The sequence below is a fragment of the Binatus sp. (SeqCode) genome (genome assembly GCF_036522015.1).
Taxonomy (GTDB): Bacteria; Desulfobacterota; Binatia; order Binatales; family Binataceae; genus Binatus.
This window is the reverse complement of sequence record NZ_DATDGQ010000285.1, coordinates 1-14,382: the sequence shown is the minus strand read 5'-3', so window position 1 is coordinate 14,382 and position 14,382 is coordinate 1. Positions and strand designations below refer to the sequence as shown.

At 61.6% G+C, this 14,382-nt stretch carries 16 protein-coding genes; 9 read left to right on the top strand and 7 right to left on the bottom strand.

All coding sequences use genetic code 11. The features are described 5' to 3' along the window. Nucleotides 1-127 precede the first annotated feature (127 nt). Entirely contained in the window at nt 128-1,261 is a 1,134-nt protein-coding gene (locus tag VIW95_RS12260) for an ABC transporter permease (RefSeq protein WP_331586855.1), read from the top strand. Nucleotides 1,262-1,574: 313 nt separating this feature from the next. On the opposite strand, the gene VIW95_RS12255 is transcribed toward VIW95_RS12260, so the two are convergent. The 3 genes from VIW95_RS12255 to VIW95_RS12245 all read right to left on the bottom strand — a co-directional run bounded on the left by VIW95_RS12255 (nt 1,575) and on the right by VIW95_RS12245 (nt 3,493). Continuing rightward, nucleotides 1,575-1,946: a hypothetical protein gene (locus VIW95_RS12255; RefSeq protein ID WP_331586853.1), complete on the bottom strand. Its 372-nt coding sequence runs from the start codon at nt 1,944-1,946 to the stop codon at nt 1,575-1,577. Then, nucleotides 1,943-2,266: an autorepressor SdpR family transcription factor gene (locus VIW95_RS12250; RefSeq protein ID WP_331586851.1), complete on the bottom strand. Its 324-nt coding sequence runs from the start codon at nt 2,264-2,266 to the stop codon at nt 1,943-1,945. Before VIW95_RS12250 ends, VIW95_RS12255 begins: the two co-directional genes overlap by 4 nt. A gap of 123 nt (nt 2,267-2,389) precedes the next feature. Beyond that, the gene (locus tag VIW95_RS12245; RefSeq protein WP_331586850.1) at nt 2,390-3,493 is read right to left on the bottom strand and encodes a two-component system sensor histidine kinase NtrB; all 1,104 of its coding nucleotides are present in this window, start codon (nt 3,491-3,493) and stop codon (nt 2,390-2,392) included. 287 nt (nt 3,494-3,780) lie between these two features. Here VIW95_RS12245 and VIW95_RS12240 point away from each other — a divergent pair, with 287 nt between their 5' ends. The 3 genes from VIW95_RS12240 to glp all read left to right on the top strand — a co-directional run bounded on the left by VIW95_RS12240 (nt 3,781) and on the right by glp (nt 6,763). Beyond that, entirely contained in the window at nt 3,781-4,728 is a 948-nt protein-coding gene (locus VIW95_RS12240; RefSeq protein WP_331586848.1) for a lytic transglycosylase domain-containing protein, read from the top strand. A 296-nt stretch (nt 4,729-5,024) separates the two neighbouring features. Next, nucleotides 5,025-5,279, top strand: coding sequence for a hypothetical protein (locus VIW95_RS12235; RefSeq protein ID WP_331586846.1), 255 nt, complete (start codon nt 5,025-5,027; stop codon nt 5,277-5,279). A 215-nt stretch (nt 5,280-5,494) separates the two neighbouring features. Then, the gene (gene glp / locus VIW95_RS12230) at nt 5,495-6,763 is read left to right on the top strand and encodes a gephyrin-like molybdotransferase Glp (protein ID WP_331586844.1); all 1,269 of its coding nucleotides are present in this window, start codon (nt 5,495-5,497) and stop codon (nt 6,761-6,763) included. Here glp and VIW95_RS12225 read toward each other — a convergent pair. Beyond that, nucleotides 6,673-6,963, bottom strand: coding sequence for a hypothetical protein (locus tag VIW95_RS12225; protein ID WP_331586842.1), 291 nt, complete (start codon nt 6,961-6,963; stop codon nt 6,673-6,675). The two genes, glp and VIW95_RS12225, sit on opposite strands and share 91 nt — an antisense overlap. Nucleotides 6,964-7,077: 114 nt before the next feature. Between VIW95_RS12225 and ispF the strand changes: the two genes are divergently transcribed. Continuing rightward, nucleotides 7,078-7,563, top strand: a complete 486-nt coding sequence (gene ispF, locus VIW95_RS12220) for a 2-C-methyl-D-erythritol 2,4-cyclodiphosphate synthase (protein ID WP_331586840.1) — start codon at nt 7,078-7,080, stop codon at nt 7,561-7,563. Nucleotides 7,564-7,646: 83 nt separating this feature from the next. On the opposite strand, the gene VIW95_RS12215 is transcribed toward ispF, so the two are convergent. Continuing rightward, nucleotides 7,647-8,003 carry a zinc ribbon domain-containing protein gene (locus VIW95_RS12215; protein ID WP_331586838.1) on the bottom strand — a complete coding sequence of 119 codons (357 nt, stop codon included), beginning with the start codon at nt 8,001-8,003 and terminating at the stop codon, nt 7,647-7,649. Nucleotides 8,004-8,144: 141 nt separating this feature from the next. Here VIW95_RS12215 and VIW95_RS12210 point away from each other — a divergent pair, with 141 nt between their 5' ends. From VIW95_RS12210 to VIW95_RS12195, 4 genes are read left to right on the top strand one after another with little or no spacing between them, the layout of a single operon-like run. Continuing rightward, complete coding sequence (locus tag VIW95_RS12210; protein ID WP_331586836.1) at nt 8,145-8,930, top strand: QueT transporter family protein; 786 nt, start codon at nt 8,145-8,147, stop codon at nt 8,928-8,930. Then, on the top strand, nt 8,927-10,672 hold the full coding sequence (locus VIW95_RS12205; RefSeq protein WP_331586834.1) for an energy-coupling factor transporter ATPase: 1,746 nt from the start codon (nt 8,927-8,929) through the stop codon (nt 10,670-10,672). Before VIW95_RS12210 ends, VIW95_RS12205 begins: the two co-directional genes overlap by 4 nt. Then, nucleotides 10,672-11,460 carry an energy-coupling factor transporter transmembrane component T gene (locus VIW95_RS12200; RefSeq protein ID WP_331586832.1) on the top strand — a complete coding sequence of 263 codons (789 nt, stop codon included), beginning with the start codon at nt 10,672-10,674 and terminating at the stop codon, nt 11,458-11,460. Before VIW95_RS12205 ends, VIW95_RS12200 begins: the two co-directional genes overlap by 1 nt. 60 nt (nt 11,461-11,520) lie before the next feature. Further along, complete coding sequence (locus tag VIW95_RS12195) at nt 11,521-12,570, top strand: 1,9-bis(guanidino)-5-aza-nonane synthase (protein ID WP_331586830.1); 1,050 nt, start codon at nt 11,521-11,523, stop codon at nt 12,568-12,570. Nucleotides 12,571-12,577: 7 nt separating this feature from the next. On the opposite strand, the gene VIW95_RS12190 is transcribed toward VIW95_RS12195, so the two are convergent. Both VIW95_RS12190 and VIW95_RS12185 read right to left on the bottom strand, forming a co-directional pair. Continuing rightward, nucleotides 12,578-13,621, bottom strand: a complete 1,044-nt coding sequence (locus VIW95_RS12190) for an MBL fold metallo-hydrolase (protein WP_331586828.1) — start codon at nt 13,619-13,621, stop codon at nt 12,578-12,580. Nucleotides 13,622-13,644: 23 nt separating this feature from the next. Continuing rightward, nucleotides 13,645-14,382, bottom strand: a 738-nt coding sequence (locus tag VIW95_RS12185; protein WP_331586826.1) for an alkyl sulfatase dimerization domain-containing protein, incomplete at its 5' end; no start/stop codon positions are given.

Genomic DNA, 14,382 nt, shown 5'->3' with positions numbered 1-14,382 from the left:
GGTCTGGTTCCGGGCAAAAATTCGGCGTGCGATGCGCGGGTTACGATGGCGTCGGGATTGGGGTTTCATCAACACCCGGCTGATGTCGGGATGCCCCAGCTTCAGCTAGGCTGGTGCGGGCCGATCGATGAAGTTCGTTCCGCTGATCATTCGCAACCTGCTGCGCAACCGCCGCCGTACAATTCTCAGCGTGCTGTCGATCGCCGTTTCGACCTGCATTTTCGCCGGGCTGATGAGCGTTCCCGCGGTGGCGGCGCGGATTCTGCGCGATCGCGTGAGTACGCTGCGGCTGATCTGCGGCAACAAAGCCGGGTTCAACTACCTGCTGCCCGCCGCCTACGGCGAAAGCATTCGCGATCTGCCGCATGTCAGCGCGATGACCGGTTACCTCGTCATGATGACCAGCTATCGCAAGGCCGGCGAGCTGATACCCGTGATCGGTCTCGATCCCGACCAATTGCACGTGATCTGGCCGGAATGGGCCTCGGCCCAAAACGCCGCTGCGCTCGGCCGTTCACGCTCGGCAGGGCTGGTCGGTTCCGAGTTGGTGAAGCAGTTTAAGTGGAAGGTCGGCGACAACATCATCCTGCATGGACTCTCACCGCCCGCCGACTTGAGTCTCACTGTCGCGGGCATGCTGGCCAGCCGGCAGACGCGAAATCTGGTGATAGTGCCGATCGATCGGCTCGACAAGCTCGAGGACTTCCAGGGCAAGGTCGCCATCTTCTTCGTCAAGGCGGACGCTTCCGAGTTCGCGCAGCCGCTGCTCAAGCAAATCGACGAGCATTTCGCCAACGCCCCCTTCGAGACTTCGACCCAGACCGAGCTCGGCGTGGCCCAGTCCCAGCTGCACGACTTTCGGTTGCTGTTCGTCGGCGCGCAATTGATTGCGGGGATCGTGGTGATCGTGATCGCGCTGGTCTCCGCAAACACCGCCGCGATGGCGGTCCGCGAGCGACGCCACGAGCTCGCCGTGATGCGCGCGATCGGCTTCACCCGCCGCGCCCTGGTCGGCTTCCTCATCACCGAAGGCCTGCTGATGGGTCTGGCGGCAGGGGCGATGGGATCTGCGATCGCTTACGGCTTGCTTCGCGTTTTCGGCCCCGCCCTGCTCGGACCAGACTTCGGTCTGCGTCTGATGCCGGCAGTAGCAAGCGAAAGCATCGCAGTCGCAGCCGCAATCGGCCTGCTGAGCGCCGCGATTCCCGCCCTCTCGGCCACCCGCCGCGCCATCGCCGATTCATTGCGCTCCACTGCGTGACAGGGAAGAGAGCAGTTGTCGGGGGCGATGAACGAGCGCTGGCGGAATGCAGTCGGCATCACAGTAGCGTAAGGATGAACAGTTCAGGCCTGCGAATAGAGGAGCGCGCGAAGCGCGCGATTTAAGAAACCGGAACCGGCGGCGCTTGCGCGCCGCTGTCCGGAGGCCAGAAGCCAATTCCGGCTGCTCGCGTTGCTCGCTTTGTCAGGATGACAAACAAATAACGCGCTGCTGTCCGGAGGCCAGAAGCCATTTCCTCCGCTCGCGTTGTGCGCTTCGGCCAGGATAATGGGATGGGGACTGCATCGAAGGCCTACGCTGGGATTGAGCGGAGCCATACGCAGTAGCCGACTACGAAGACGAAGCCGATCGCGACGGCAACCATCGATGCGACCGCGGCAATCTCGATCGGGGCAAACGCCCAGATTGCTGCATAGCCAATCCCCGAGAGGACGGTCGCCCAGCCGGTCACACGCTGAAGGGACTCCCCCTTGGCGGACAATCGCGAAAAAGATTTGGGAATCACGTTTCCATAGACCGCCAGCAAAATACCGGTAAGTACCATCGCGCCTCGCGCCGGCGCTTCGGCGCCTACGACGCCAAGCCTCTTGAGATACGCAAGTCCGACCGAGACCGCGATCAAGAGTCCCGCCAGGGCCAGACTGGACGTGATTCGAGTAGTCATGATGGGATTTCCTCCTTCGTATCCGTGGGTTTCGTTTCTGCTTGTGCGTCGTCAGCGTCCGCGCCCAATCCAAACGTCTGCGCGAAGCCCATCAGCGCGTCCTCGAGCACCGATAGTCTCAGATGGTAGGTGATAGACTTGCCGGACTTCTCGGCATGCACGAGGTTCGCCTCGCGCAAGGCTGCGAAGTGAGCCGACATGGTCGGTTTGGAGACCGCAAAATGATCCGAGAGTTCTCCAGCCGTCATCGGGCGTTTGCGCAGCAGCTGCAGGACTCGGCGACGAGTGGGATCCGAAAGTGCTTTGAAGACGCCGCTCATGCATTGATATTTAGCTAAACATCTAACTATTGTCAAGAGAGGGACGCGAAACCTCACCCCTAGCCCCTCTCCCTTCTGGAGAGGGGAAGATGGAATGCGCGGGTTGGGGGGAAAGTACGGCGCTTATTGCGCGTGCTTTTCTGACGGCATCATCGGGAGGGTCACTTTGAACGTCATGCCGTCTTTGGATGCGGCCGTGCCTTTGACCCGATCGATACCGCCGCGCTGGGCCCACAGTCTGCCGCCGTGGAGCGCGATGATACGTTGGCATAGTACGAGGCCGAGGCCGGTTCCGGCGGGCTTGGTGGTAAAGAACGGGGTGAACAGCTGCGCCAGTTGGTCCTCGGGGATGCCGACGCCGCTGTCACTGACCTCGACCCGCAAGAACTGGCGGCGACGGCCCTCGGCCGTCATCCTGAACTCGCGCTCGATCCTTGTGTGCAGACGGATCGTGCCCGATTCGCCGATCGCTTCCGCCGCGTTCTTAATCAAATTCAGGAACGTCCGCTCCAGCGCGCCTGCGTCACCGATAACGTCGGGCAGGCTCGGGTCGAAATCCTGAAGCACGACGACGCCCTCGGGCGGCTGCGGGAACAGTCCCGCCATCCGCATCGCCTGGTGCAGCACCATGTGGATATTGACCGGCTCCTGCGCCAAGCGCTGCGGACCGCTGACCATCAGCACCTGCTCGACGAGCGATGCGATCCTGTTCACGCCGTCAAGAATCACGCTGCAGTATTGCTGCGCGCGCCCGTCGTCGGGGAACATCCCGGCCATCAGCTCCGCCGCTCCTTTGATTCCCGTCAGGGGATTCTTGACCTCGTGCGCGAGGCCGGCCGGCGACAGCCGCAGGCTCAGGTCACCGGTGATGGCAGCCTCCGCCGCGCCTTTTTCGTGAGACAGGTCATGCAGCAGTACAATGACGCCGCCGGGCCGTCCCTCGGCGTTGAGCAGCGGCGACACCTCGACGCGGATGGCCAGTTCCCTTGGCCCGGTGGTCAGGACGGTCTCCATATCGCCGAGATCCCGACCGCTTTCGAGGCAAGCGCCGACCATCCGACCCAACCAGTCGTTCTGGCGCACGAGGTCGGCGATCGTCGCGGCGTTCACTTGGGAAACGCCAAGCATCGTTTCTGCCGCTGGATTGGCCACCTGGGGCTCCATCGCGGCTGAAAGCACGATGATCCCGTCGGTCAGGCTATCGATGATGTCGTGCCAGAGATTCAAAATTGTCCCCGGTCAGTCGCGTCAAGTTCGGTACGATTTACCAAAGCTAACACAAAGGAGCGCATACGGATAAACGCGGCCTCCGCGAAAATTGGGCCGTCCAGCATCAAGATTATTAAGTGTTTGCATGGATTATTTAACAATGTGATTTTTTTACATTAGACTTTTTAATAACTTATGCACTGCTTTTGGGTTGATCCGGGGCGCATCGGTCGGTACGGTTGAGGTCATCTTCTCGGGGGAGAATGCGTCAGTCTAAGTTTATCTATCGAGTGTTTGTTGCCCTGATGGCGGTCCTGATTTCCGCCGGATTGGCATCTACTCACGCGAATGCCCAGGATTTCGAGGCATCCGACGCTCCGTCGATGGCGGCCCTGCCGGCTCCCAGCCTGATAGGGCATGATGACGGCTTCGAGCTCGAGACTCCCGCGGAAGCCGGCGCCCAGCCAGTCTTGTCACCGTACGTGCTCCCTCTTCCTCAGCCAGTTGCGCCGTTCCCGATTCTGCTCAATCGAGCCGTGCGTCGCTACGTGTCGGATTTCATGACCACTCCCGACCATCTCCAGGACACCTTCGACCGCAGTCACCCGTACCTGCCGGACATGGTTCGGGTGCTGCGAAGCTACGGCCTTCCTGACGATCTGGTGTACCTGGCCTTCGCTGAAAGCGAATTTTCCAAACAGGGCAGGGGTCCTTGGCAGTTCAACAGCGATACGGCCAAGCGCTTCGGCCTGCGAATCGACAACTACGTCGACGAGCGCCGCGACCCTGTAATGTCCACCAAGGCGGCTGCCGAGTACTTGGCGACCTTGCACGATGAGGCGGGCGACGACTGGCCGATGACGCTCGTCGCTTGGAACAACGGCGACAGCGCGATCAATCGCTATTGGTCGCTGCGCGGGCACAACATGGAGCGGTTTGGAAGCCGGCTGCCGCGTCGCACGCGCGGGTTGATGGGACGCTTCATGGCCGTCGCTTATATCGCGCACCATGCGAACAGCTACGGAATCAACACCATCAAGCTCGACGATCCGCCGGCCTACCAGATGCTGCCGGTTACTGGCGGTACTCCGCTCAGCCGGGTTGCGCTCAATCATGGGACGACGCTCGAGCGCCTGCACGAGCTGAATCCGGCCCTGCTGCGCGATATCGTTCCTCCCGACGAACGCTCGTACAGCGTCCGCGTTCCGGTGGATTCAGGAACCCAGGGCAGCGCCGAACACGTCGGGTTCTGATTTTTTCAGTCTCTTTTTGCTCCCTGCCGGGACCGGCAATGGCCGGTCGCAGTAAATCAATGATCCCAAACGGCTTATGCTTTTTTCTGCGCATGATTTGCGCGGGAGTCTTCTGATCGTCGGCAAAATTTTCCTAATCGGGAATTTCTCATGGATTGGCCCGGAATAACAGGCAATCTATTCCGCAATCTTATCATCCGGCACATCAATTGCGTTTTCCATCGTGGCATGAATAGGCCGGTCTGAATCGGCCGGATGCCATCGATCAGAAAACAGCAGGTGAAGCTATGAAAATCATGAATGTAGTGATTGCCGGATTTATCAGCATTGCCGCAGCCGGTTTGATCGGCTGCGCCGATACCGAGACGACTGCATACAGCCCGCCCGTTGAGGTCGTTCACGAGCCGACTGCTGTGACCACGGAACCTGCAACTACGAGCTCGACCACCGTCACGACGCAGTACAGCAACGGCGCGGTAGAGAAGCGGACGACGACCGACTACAACCCCGCATACACGACGGTAGGACCCCGTATAAGACGACGGTCGTAACCGCGCCTGCAGCAGTCGCAGTCGAACCCGCACCGGCAACAGTCACGGTAGTACCCGCGCCGCCGGTAGTCACTGTCGTGCCCGCACCGTCTGTAACGACGACGCGTACCACGAGAGTCACCGACGAGTGACACCGCTCGGCGCGGCAGGTTCGGAAAGGGAGCGCGGCTGACTCGGTTCAATCGTGAGCGAAAGCCGCGTATCCTTTTCTCCGCATGATTAGCGCCGACCAGGCCCTGCAAATCGTCCTCGAAAACGTTGCGCCGCTCGGCGTCGAGCGCGTTGCGATTCTCGATGCGCTCGGCCGAGTGCTCGCCGAACCCATCAGCTCGTCGCGCGACATCCCCGGCTTCGACAACTCCGCGATGGACGGTTACGCGGTCCACGCCGCCGATGTCGCCAAGGCTTCCGAGGCGAGTCCCGTCAAGCTGGCGGTCGTCGAGACCGTCGGCGCGGGCCAGATGCCGACGCGTCGCGTGAGCGCAGGCCAGGCGGTTCGTACGATGACCGGCGCGCCGATCGCGGAAGGCGCAGACGCCATCATCCCGGTCGAACGCACGCGCGGCGGTGGAGACTCGGTTGAGTTTCTCGCCAGTGCCGAGAAAGGCGCATTCATCCGTCCGCGCGGCGAGGATTTGCGCCTCGGCGAATCGGTGATCTCCGCGGGCAAGACGCTGACGCCGGCCGACCTGGGGATGCTGGCGTCGGTGAATCGCGCGATGGTCGAGGTTATTCGGCGACCGCGCGTCGCGATTGTTGCCACCGGCGACGAGCTCGTGGACGTGGATCAGCCGCCAACCGGCGCGCAGGTCGTAAACTCCAGCGCCTACGCGCTGGCCGGCGCGGTGCGCGAAGCCGGCGCCGAGGCGGTCATTCTCAAGGTGGCGCGCGACGACGCGCGCGAGATTCGCGAGCGTCTGGCCGAAGCGATGACTTTCGACGCCGTGCTCTCGACCGGGGGCGTCTCGGTGGGACAATTCGATCACGTCAAGGGTGCGCTCGACGAACTCGGGATGCGCCAGTTGTTTCACGGCGTCGCGCAAAAGCCGGGGCGTCCGCTCAAGTTCGGCACCGTCGGCTACCGCCCGATCTTCGGCCTGCCGGGAAATCCCGTCTCGACGCTGGTCTGCTTCTATCTGTATGCGCGACCCGCGCTGCTCAAGATGAGCGGGAGGCAACGCGTTGGGCTGCCGCGCGTCAATGCGCGATGCGGTGTCGATATCAAAACTTCGAAGGACTTGACCGAGTTCGTACGGGTCAAACTTAAGCGCGATGCGGACGGCTGGCTCGCGACTCCGACCGGCGGCCAGGGTTCGGGCATCCTGAGCTCGCTCTCGCGCGCCGACGGTCTGCTTATCGGTCCGTCAACTGAAGCGATTTTGAGGGCTGGCGCTCAGGCTACTGTGTTGCTCCTCGGAGCGGACGGCGGAATGGGCGCGGTCACTGCCGACGAGCTGTTCGAAGGCCGTAACCATAGCCAGTGAATCACGATCGCGGCCACTCCGCCGAAAATCGCGGCGCCGATTATCACCGCCGAGAGTCTGAGTTGTAGTTTCAGGATGTTGAACGGCAGCAGGTAGAACGTGACCATGTCGATCTGAAAGTTCGCGTAAAGGACGTACAGCACCCACAGGATCACGATCGTGCCGATGATAAATTTTGGGTTCTTGGCAAATGCGGGCATCGCGGGCGATCCTCCTGACGGGACGATGAGCAAAAGCTTGGCGACTGAAATAGCGCTTGTCAACGCAGTCGGGCGCAGCGCAAACAATGCGCCCGCTGCGCGAGGGTTGATGCAATGGCGACGCGTTTTCGGATAGGTAACGGATTCGACTTTCATCCGCTCGAAGCGGGCCGCAAGCTCGTGCTCGGTGGCGTCGAGATCAAGCACGACAAGGGACTCTGCGGGCATTCCGACGCTGACGTCGCAGCACACGCGCTTGCCAACGCAATCCTCGGCGCCATCGGCGCAGGCGACTTAGGCCGGCATTTTCCCGACAACGATCCGAAGTACAAAAATGCCGACTCGATCACTCTGCTGAGCACCGTCTGGAGACTGGCCAGCGATAAAGGATGGCGCCTGGGCAATGCCGACCTGACAATCTTCGCCGAGCAGCCGAAGCTGAAACCGCATCTGGACGCGATGCGCGCCCGCCTCGCCGCCGCACTCAGCGCAGATCAATCGCGCGTCAACGTAAAAGCGTCCAGCCCCGAGGGATTAGGCGCACTGGGCCGCAGCGAAGGCATGGCAGCGGCGGCAATAGTGATGCTCGAAGCCGACTAGGATCTCTTTCCCATCCGGTTCCCCTTCCCGAGCGGGAAGGGGTTAGTGGTTAGGTTCCTGCGACTCTCTCAAATAGCCAACCATCAAACGTCATCCTCGCCCGATCCTTCATCTCCCAAATCGCCGCTGCTCTCGATCTCCTCGACCGCCTCGTCGAACTCTGGCCCACTGAATTCGTCGCCCATTTCCCTTCCCATCCGCTTCATCATCCGCGCGACGCTCTTCGGATCGTTCTCGTCGATATCGCCCATTCGCGACGGGTCCGCCAGCGACTCCATCCGCGATTCTTCGCTGCGCGGCATCGCAAACCGCGACATGAGCCGGCTCATTTTCGTGCCGCCGCAATGCGCACAGACCGCCTCGACCTTTTCGCTGATGCGTGTGGTCAGAACGCTGGTCGTGCGCCGGCACTTCTCGCATCGATATTCGTAGATCGGCATCTCAACCCATTGTATCCGTCACCAGCGCAGATTTCACGAATGATTAATCTACTCTCTGATTCGAAACAGGTCGCGTGCGCTTGATTGCGCCGGAAGGGTCGGGATACTGGTCAGCGTCGAGATGAACGTGGCTGTGAACCGATGAGCGAGCTTCGCCTGATGTGGCGCAACACGCGGATGGTCGTGCTATGCGCGATCTCGGCCGCGCTGTACGCGGCAGTGCTGGTGCCGTTCAAGGTCGTGCCGCTGATTCCCGGCGTCACCGAACTGCGTCCCGCCAACGCGATTCCAGTTGTGTGCTCATTCCTGTTCGGCCCGGCGGCCGCGTGGGGTTCCGCAATCGGAAACATGATCGGCGATTTTTTCGGCGGAGTGTCGCCGGGCGACATCTTCGGATTCTTCGCGAACCTGGCCTACGGATGGATTCCCTACAAGGTCTGGGAATTGATCGGCCGCGGCCAGAGTCCCATCAGCCGCTCGCCGCTCGGGATCCTCAAGTACGTCATCGCGTGCCTGGCCGCGAGCGTGCTCTGTGCCGACCTCGTCGGATGGGCCGATAACGTCTTGGTCATCCGGCCGTTCGCGATGCTCGGCAACGTGATCATCTTCAACAATATGGTCTCGGCGCTCGCGCTCTCGCCGTTCATCCTCGCCGCGGTCTATCCGCGCGTGAAAAAAGGTCGGATGCTTTACACCGACGTGATGCCGGAAGTGAAACTGAAGCCGGTGCCAATTCGCGCGACCGGTTTCGCGCTGCTGATCGCGGGCGAGGGCGGCGCCTGGATTCTTGGAAACCTGCTTTCAACCGGATACTGGGCGCCAAAGTTCCTGCCCGCGTGGATGATCGTCGCGCCGTACGACAAACCGGTCCTGATAATCGTCGGGCCGTTCCTGCTGTTGGCATTCGCGGGCCTCTTCATGATGTGAAAACCGACGCCCAAATCCTTTCAGTGAATCCCGGCCAGCACGCCGTGTGGGTCGAGCGAATCACCTTCACCTATCACGGCGCCGACCGGCCTGCGCTTCGAGCGGTCAGCTTCGCGCAGAACGCCGGCGAGATGATCGGCGTGATGGGCGCGTCGGGCGCCGGCAAATCCACCCTCGCGAAATGCCTCAATCGCATCGTTCCGGAATTCGAGGACGGCGATTTTCACGGCGCGATCCGCATCGCCGGCGAGCCGCTCGAACAGCTTCGCGTCTGCGACGTAGCGCCCAAGGTCGGCATGGTCTTTCAGGATTTCGAGTCGCAGTTGTTCTCGACCAACGTCGCGCACGAAGTCGCTTTCGCGATGGAACAAGTCGGCATGGAGCGCGCCGAGATGGACCGCCGAATCATGCCCGCGCTCGAGGCGGTCGGGCTGCGCGGCTTTGAGCATCGCGATCCAATGTCGCTGTCCGGCGGCGAGAAGCAGCGCCTCGCGATCGCGTCAGTGCTCGCGCTGCGCCCGTCGGTCATCGTGCTCGACGAGCCGACCACCGATCTCGATCCCGAAGGCAGGGCTGAAGTGTTCGAGCTGATCAAAAAGCTTCGCGCGCAAGGCTTGAGCCTGATCGTAATCGAGCACGAGTCCGAGGAGCTGCGCGCCGCCGATCGAATTATGGTGCTCCGCGAGGGCGAAATCGCCGCGGACGGTCCGCCCGCCGAAGTGTTTGCGCGCACTGAGCTGCTAACCGCATGCGGCGTGCGTCCGCCGGGACTCGGCCACGCATTCGAGCTGCTCGGAATCGATGCACAACCGAAAAGCGTCGATCAGGCATACGAAGCGATCGTGCGCGCGTGTCCGGGCGTCGCGGCAACCACCTACGACAGCATCGCTCGGTCGCGCGTATCCGAAGGGCCGAAGGCGGCGGGCAATGCAATCATCGGCCCCGCATTCATCGGAATCGAAAACCTGAGCTTCAACTATGCGGGCGGCCCGCGCGTGCTCGATTCGATCGAGCTCAAAGTCGATGCCGGCGAATTTCTCGCGATCGTCGGACAAAACGGTTCCGGCAAAACCACGCTGGCCAAGCAAATCGTCGGTCTGCTCCAGCCTGCCACGGGCCGCGTGACGATCGACGGCAAGGACCGCGCGCAGATGCGTCCAGCGGAGACGGCGCGCGAAGTTGCGTACGTATTCCAGAATCCGGACCACCAGATTTTCGCTGCGACGGTCCAGGACGAAGTCGCGTTCGGCCCGCGCAACTTCGGCTTGCCCGCCGACGAGATTCGGCGGCGATGCGACGAAGCGCTCGAGGCGGTCGGGCTCCAGAACGAGCGCCAGAGCGATCCGTTCCTGCTGAGCAAGGGCGAGCGCCAGCGCCTGGCGGTCGCGAGCGTGCTCGTGCTCAGGCCGCGGATGCTGATTCTCGACGAACCCACCACCGGCCTCGATCATCGCGAGCAACTTCGCATGATGGCGCTGGTGCGCGACCTCAACCGCGCCGGAATCGCGATCGTGATCATCACGCATACGCCGTGGCTGGTCGCGGAGTATGCACGGCGCGTCGTGCTGATGCGCAAGGGCGCGAAAATTTTCGACGGCGGCGTGCGCGAGTTCTTCATGCAGGACGAGCTGCTCCGCTCGTCGTCGTTTCGGGCGCCGGAAATAACCGAGTTGAGCCGTCGCTTCGGCACGCTGGCGTTGACCACCGACGAATTCGTCGCGTGGGTGAAGGGGCGCGCCTGATGCCGATCTATCTCTACATCGATCGCGGCACTTTCGTTCATCGATTGCATCCGACGGTCAAAGTGCTTTCGCTCTTCGTCATGTTCTGGTCGGTGTACTGGGTAGATAATCCGATCGCGCTTTTGCCGATAGGACTGGTGATGCTCTGGATCGCGCAGCTGACAGATTCGTGGCCGAATTTTTATCGTCTGCGATGGCTGTTCGCGATTTTGGTTTTCACCACGACCATCGCGTGGATGGTTTTCTATCGGCGGGGTGCGGTGCTGGTGAACATTCCGGTATTCCACGTCAGTAGATTGTCGCTGGTGTTTGGCCTGGGGCGCGGAATCAAACTGGCGGAGCTGCTGGCGGCGTCGGTGCTGTTTCTTTCGACCACCAAAATCGAGGAATTCACTTACGGACTGCAGCGGATGCGCGTGCCGTATCGGGTCAGCTTCGCGATCTCGCTTTCATTCCGATTAGTCCCGCTGTTCATCGACTCTGCCGTGACGATCGTCGATGCGCAGCGGCTGCGCGGTTACGACTTCAACCAGGGCGGACCGCTCGAGCGCGTGCGCCGCTACGTCCCGGTGGTGATCCCGGTTTTCATGGGCGCGCTGCGCAAGGCAAACAACATGGCGATGGCTCTGGAGGCGCGCGGTTTCGGTTTCAGCCACGAGCCGACGACGTTTATCGAGTACCCGGTCACGCCGGCGGACATCGTGGCGTTCGCGTTTTTGATCGCGCTCGGCGCGCTATACTTCATGCTCTACTGGACCGGGCTCGGCGGAATCGGCCCGATGAAGTAGCGTACAACCGCACCGCCGCTTACTATCGGCGAGTAAATCGAAGACATCGCGGGGAAAGTAATGACTGTCAAATCAGAATTTCTGAAAACACCGATCGAACACGTCGATATCACGCGCGACAGCGTCGTGCCGATCGTCGAGGCGATGGGCCAGATGGCGTACAGCGCGCGCGACTTGCATCGCGCGGCCACGATTTACGATCGCATGCTGCGCGATCGCGATTGCGGCGTGATTCTGTGCCTGGCGGGCTCGCTCATCAGCGCGGGGTTGAAGCGCGTCTTCGCCGACATGATTCGCAACCACATGGTCGATGCGATCGTCAGCACCGGCGCGAATATTGTCGACCAGGATTTCTTCGAGGCGCTCGGCTTCAAGCACTGGATGGCCGAAGATCGTTTCAAGTACGGACTCGACGACGACAAGCTGCGCGAACTGCATATCGATCGTATCTACGACACGCTGATCGACGAAGACGAATTGCGGATTTGCGACGAGACGATTCACAAAATCACCGACAGCCTCGACCCGCGGCCGTATTCGTCGCGCGAATTCGTCGGTGAGATGGGCAAGTACCTGGCCGAGACCGGCGCGAAGACGGGCGCCAGTATCGTGCTCGAGGCGTACCGCGAAGAGGTCCCCATTTTCTGCCCCGCCTTCAGCGACTGCTCTGCCGGCTTCGGACTCGTCGCGCATCAGGCGGCGCGTCACGGCAAGCCCAAGGTCTCGCTCGACAGCGCCAAGGATTTTTACGAGCTGACGCGCCTGAAGGTGAAGAACCAAAGCACGGGGCTATTCATGATCGGCGGCGGCGTGCCAAAAAATTTCGCGCAGGATATCGTCGTCGCGGCTGAAGTCCTGGGGCATGACGTGCCGATGCACAAATACGCGATCCAGATAACGGTCGCCGACGTGCGCGACGGCGCGCTCTCAGGCAGCACGCTCAAGGAGGCAAGCAGCTGGGGCAAAGTCGATACCACCTACGAGCAAATGGTGTATTGCGAGGCAACAATCGCGGTCCCGCTGATCGTCGGCTACGCATACCACAAGCGAGGCTGGGAAGGCCGCACCTCGCGCAAATGGAGCTCCGCGTTGGATAAGGACCAAGTCTGAACCGCGATTAGAGACCACGCTCGACGGGCAATTGCGCGTCTTTCCATTCGAGCATGCCGCCTTTCATGTTCCAGACGTGCTCGAAGCCAAGGCCGGTGAGGATCGCGGCGGCGGTCGCGCTGCGGACTCCTACTCTGCATATCGCGACGATGTCGAGGCTCTTCGCGTTCGCTAACTCGTCGGTTCGCTCTGGTAGTTCTTTCAGCGGGATCAGGCGCGCGCCCGCGATATGGCCCAGCTCTCCGCGATACTCGTCCTCTTCGCGAACATCGACCAACAACGGTGGATTGGAGCTTGCGAGGCGGTCGCGCAACTCTGCGGCGCTCAACTGACGCACCTGGTTGAGCTGCGAGAGCGTCGGGAACTTGAGCGTGCCGGCGTCGAGGTCGGATTGGTTCGGTTGCAGCGCCTCCTGGATGCCATCGGGCAGCGGCAGGCCGAGATTGTTCATCAGGTTGATGTAGTCGTCGCGCGTTTTACCGGCGAGCCGCGGGTTTGAGCGCTTTTCATCTCGAATCGTGGATTGCGTATGTCCGCGATAGTCGTGCGCGGGGAAAACCAGCGTCGGGTCCGGCAGCGTGAACAGGCGCTGCGTTATCGAATCGTACTGAACGCCCGGATCGCCGCCGGCAAAATCGGCGCGCCCGGTTCCGTGGATGAACAATACATCGCCGGTGAAGACGCGATCCGTCGCAAGAACGCTAATCGAATCCGGCGTATGACCCGGCGTATGAAGAACGCGCAGTTCGTCATCGCCCACTTTCAGCGTCTGACCGTCTTCAACGTGGATACTGACGTGCGGCGCCGGCGCTAGGCGATGCATCGCGACGGGCGCATCGGCCAGCGCGCCCAACTCCATCCCACCGCTGCGATGATCGGCATGAGTATGCGTGTCGATGATCAAGTCCAGGCGCAACCCGTGATAGCCAAGGACTGCGAGGTAGCGCTCGACCTTGTCGCGCACTGGATCGATGATGGCGGCCTTGCGGGCCGCTTCCGAGATCGCGAGATAAGTTTTGCACTTGCCGTGATTGAGTTCGCGAAAGATCATTGTCGTACTCCCCGTTAACAATCTTACGATTTTGCGCGCTCGCGTAATTGGCGAGCCGCGCCGGCGAAGAAGTTGCGTGCGATGAACGATCGCTCGCTGGAGGCCATAGCTTCCAGGATTTCCGCGTTCAGTCTGATCGCTTCGTAGTCGGTCGGATTCGCGTTCAGCGCAATCTCGGCCAAGGCAAGCGCGCGTTTCAGGTCTGCCGCATCCTTGAGTGCCCGCGCCTTCGCGAGAATCGCGTCGCGGCCGCACATCGCCAGAATGTCGGCGCCGCGTTCCTGCCGCGATGCCGGAAACATTTGCGACGGCTCTCCCGACCACCATCCCGCGTAGCGCCGAATCACGTCGCGCACCACGAACGGGACGCATCCGTAGATCGGTTGCAGGTAAGGTTTCGCCGCCAGCTCCGCAGGGATCGAGATATCCGCTTCGACGATATCCACCGGCCACTCACCGGCGTTGAGCCGCCGCACGACTTCATCATGGATGAGGCGCAGCGCCCGCGCCGTCTCGCTCAGCACTTCTTTGCAAAGTTCCTCGCCGCGATACGCGGGACCATGGCCCGGTAGCATGTACCTCGGTGCGCATTTCGCGATCGCTTCGAGCGTCTCCGCCCATTCGAGCGTGTAACGCTGTACCTTGTTGGGATTGCCCGTGTTTGGCATCGACGAGACGATCAAATCGCCGACCATCGCGAGCCGCCGCGTCGGCATCCAGACCCAGGTCGCGTCGTCCGTCTCGCCCATCGCGTGATGCAG

Bases quoted from the DNA above. Each gene is read 5' to 3' on its own strand.
- VIW95_RS12260 (WP_331586855.1), top strand. From the start codon at position 128: ATGAAGTTCGTTCCGCTGATCATTCGCAACCTGCTGCGCAACCGCCGC.
- VIW95_RS12255 (WP_331586853.1), bottom strand. From the start codon at position 1,946: ATGACTACTCGAATCACGTCCAGTCTGGCCCTGGCGGGACTCTTGATC.
- VIW95_RS12250 (WP_331586851.1), bottom strand. From the start codon at position 2,266: ATGAGCGGCGTCTTCAAAGCACTTTCGGATCCCACTCGTCGCCGAGTC.
- VIW95_RS12240 (WP_331586848.1), top strand. From the start codon at position 3,781: ATGGCGGTCCTGATTTCCGCCGGATTGGCATCTACTCACGCGAATGCC.
- VIW95_RS12235 (WP_331586846.1), top strand. From the start codon at position 5,025: ATGAATGTAGTGATTGCCGGATTTATCAGCATTGCCGCAGCCGGTTTG.
- glp (WP_331586844.1), top strand. From the start codon at position 5,495: ATGATTAGCGCCGACCAGGCCCTGCAAATCGTCCTCGAAAACGTTGCG.
- VIW95_RS12225 (WP_331586842.1), bottom strand. From the start codon at position 6,963: ATGCCCGCATTTGCCAAGAACCCAAAATTTATCATCGGCACGATCGTG.
- ispF (WP_331586840.1), top strand. From the start codon at position 7,078: ATGGCGACGCGTTTTCGGATAGGTAACGGATTCGACTTTCATCCGCTC.
- VIW95_RS12215 (WP_331586838.1), bottom strand. From the start codon at position 8,003: ATGCCGATCTACGAATATCGATGCGAGAAGTGCCGGCGCACGACCAGC.
- VIW95_RS12210 (WP_331586836.1), top strand. From the start codon at position 8,145: ATGAGCGAGCTTCGCCTGATGTGGCGCAACACGCGGATGGTCGTGCTA.
- VIW95_RS12200 (WP_331586832.1), top strand. From the start codon at position 10,672: ATGCCGATCTATCTCTACATCGATCGCGGCACTTTCGTTCATCGATTG.
- VIW95_RS12195 (WP_331586830.1), top strand. From the start codon at position 11,521: ATGACTGTCAAATCAGAATTTCTGAAAACACCGATCGAACACGTCGAT.
- VIW95_RS12190 (WP_331586828.1), bottom strand. From the start codon at position 13,621: ATGATCTTTCGCGAACTCAATCACGGCAAGTGCAAAACTTATCTCGCG.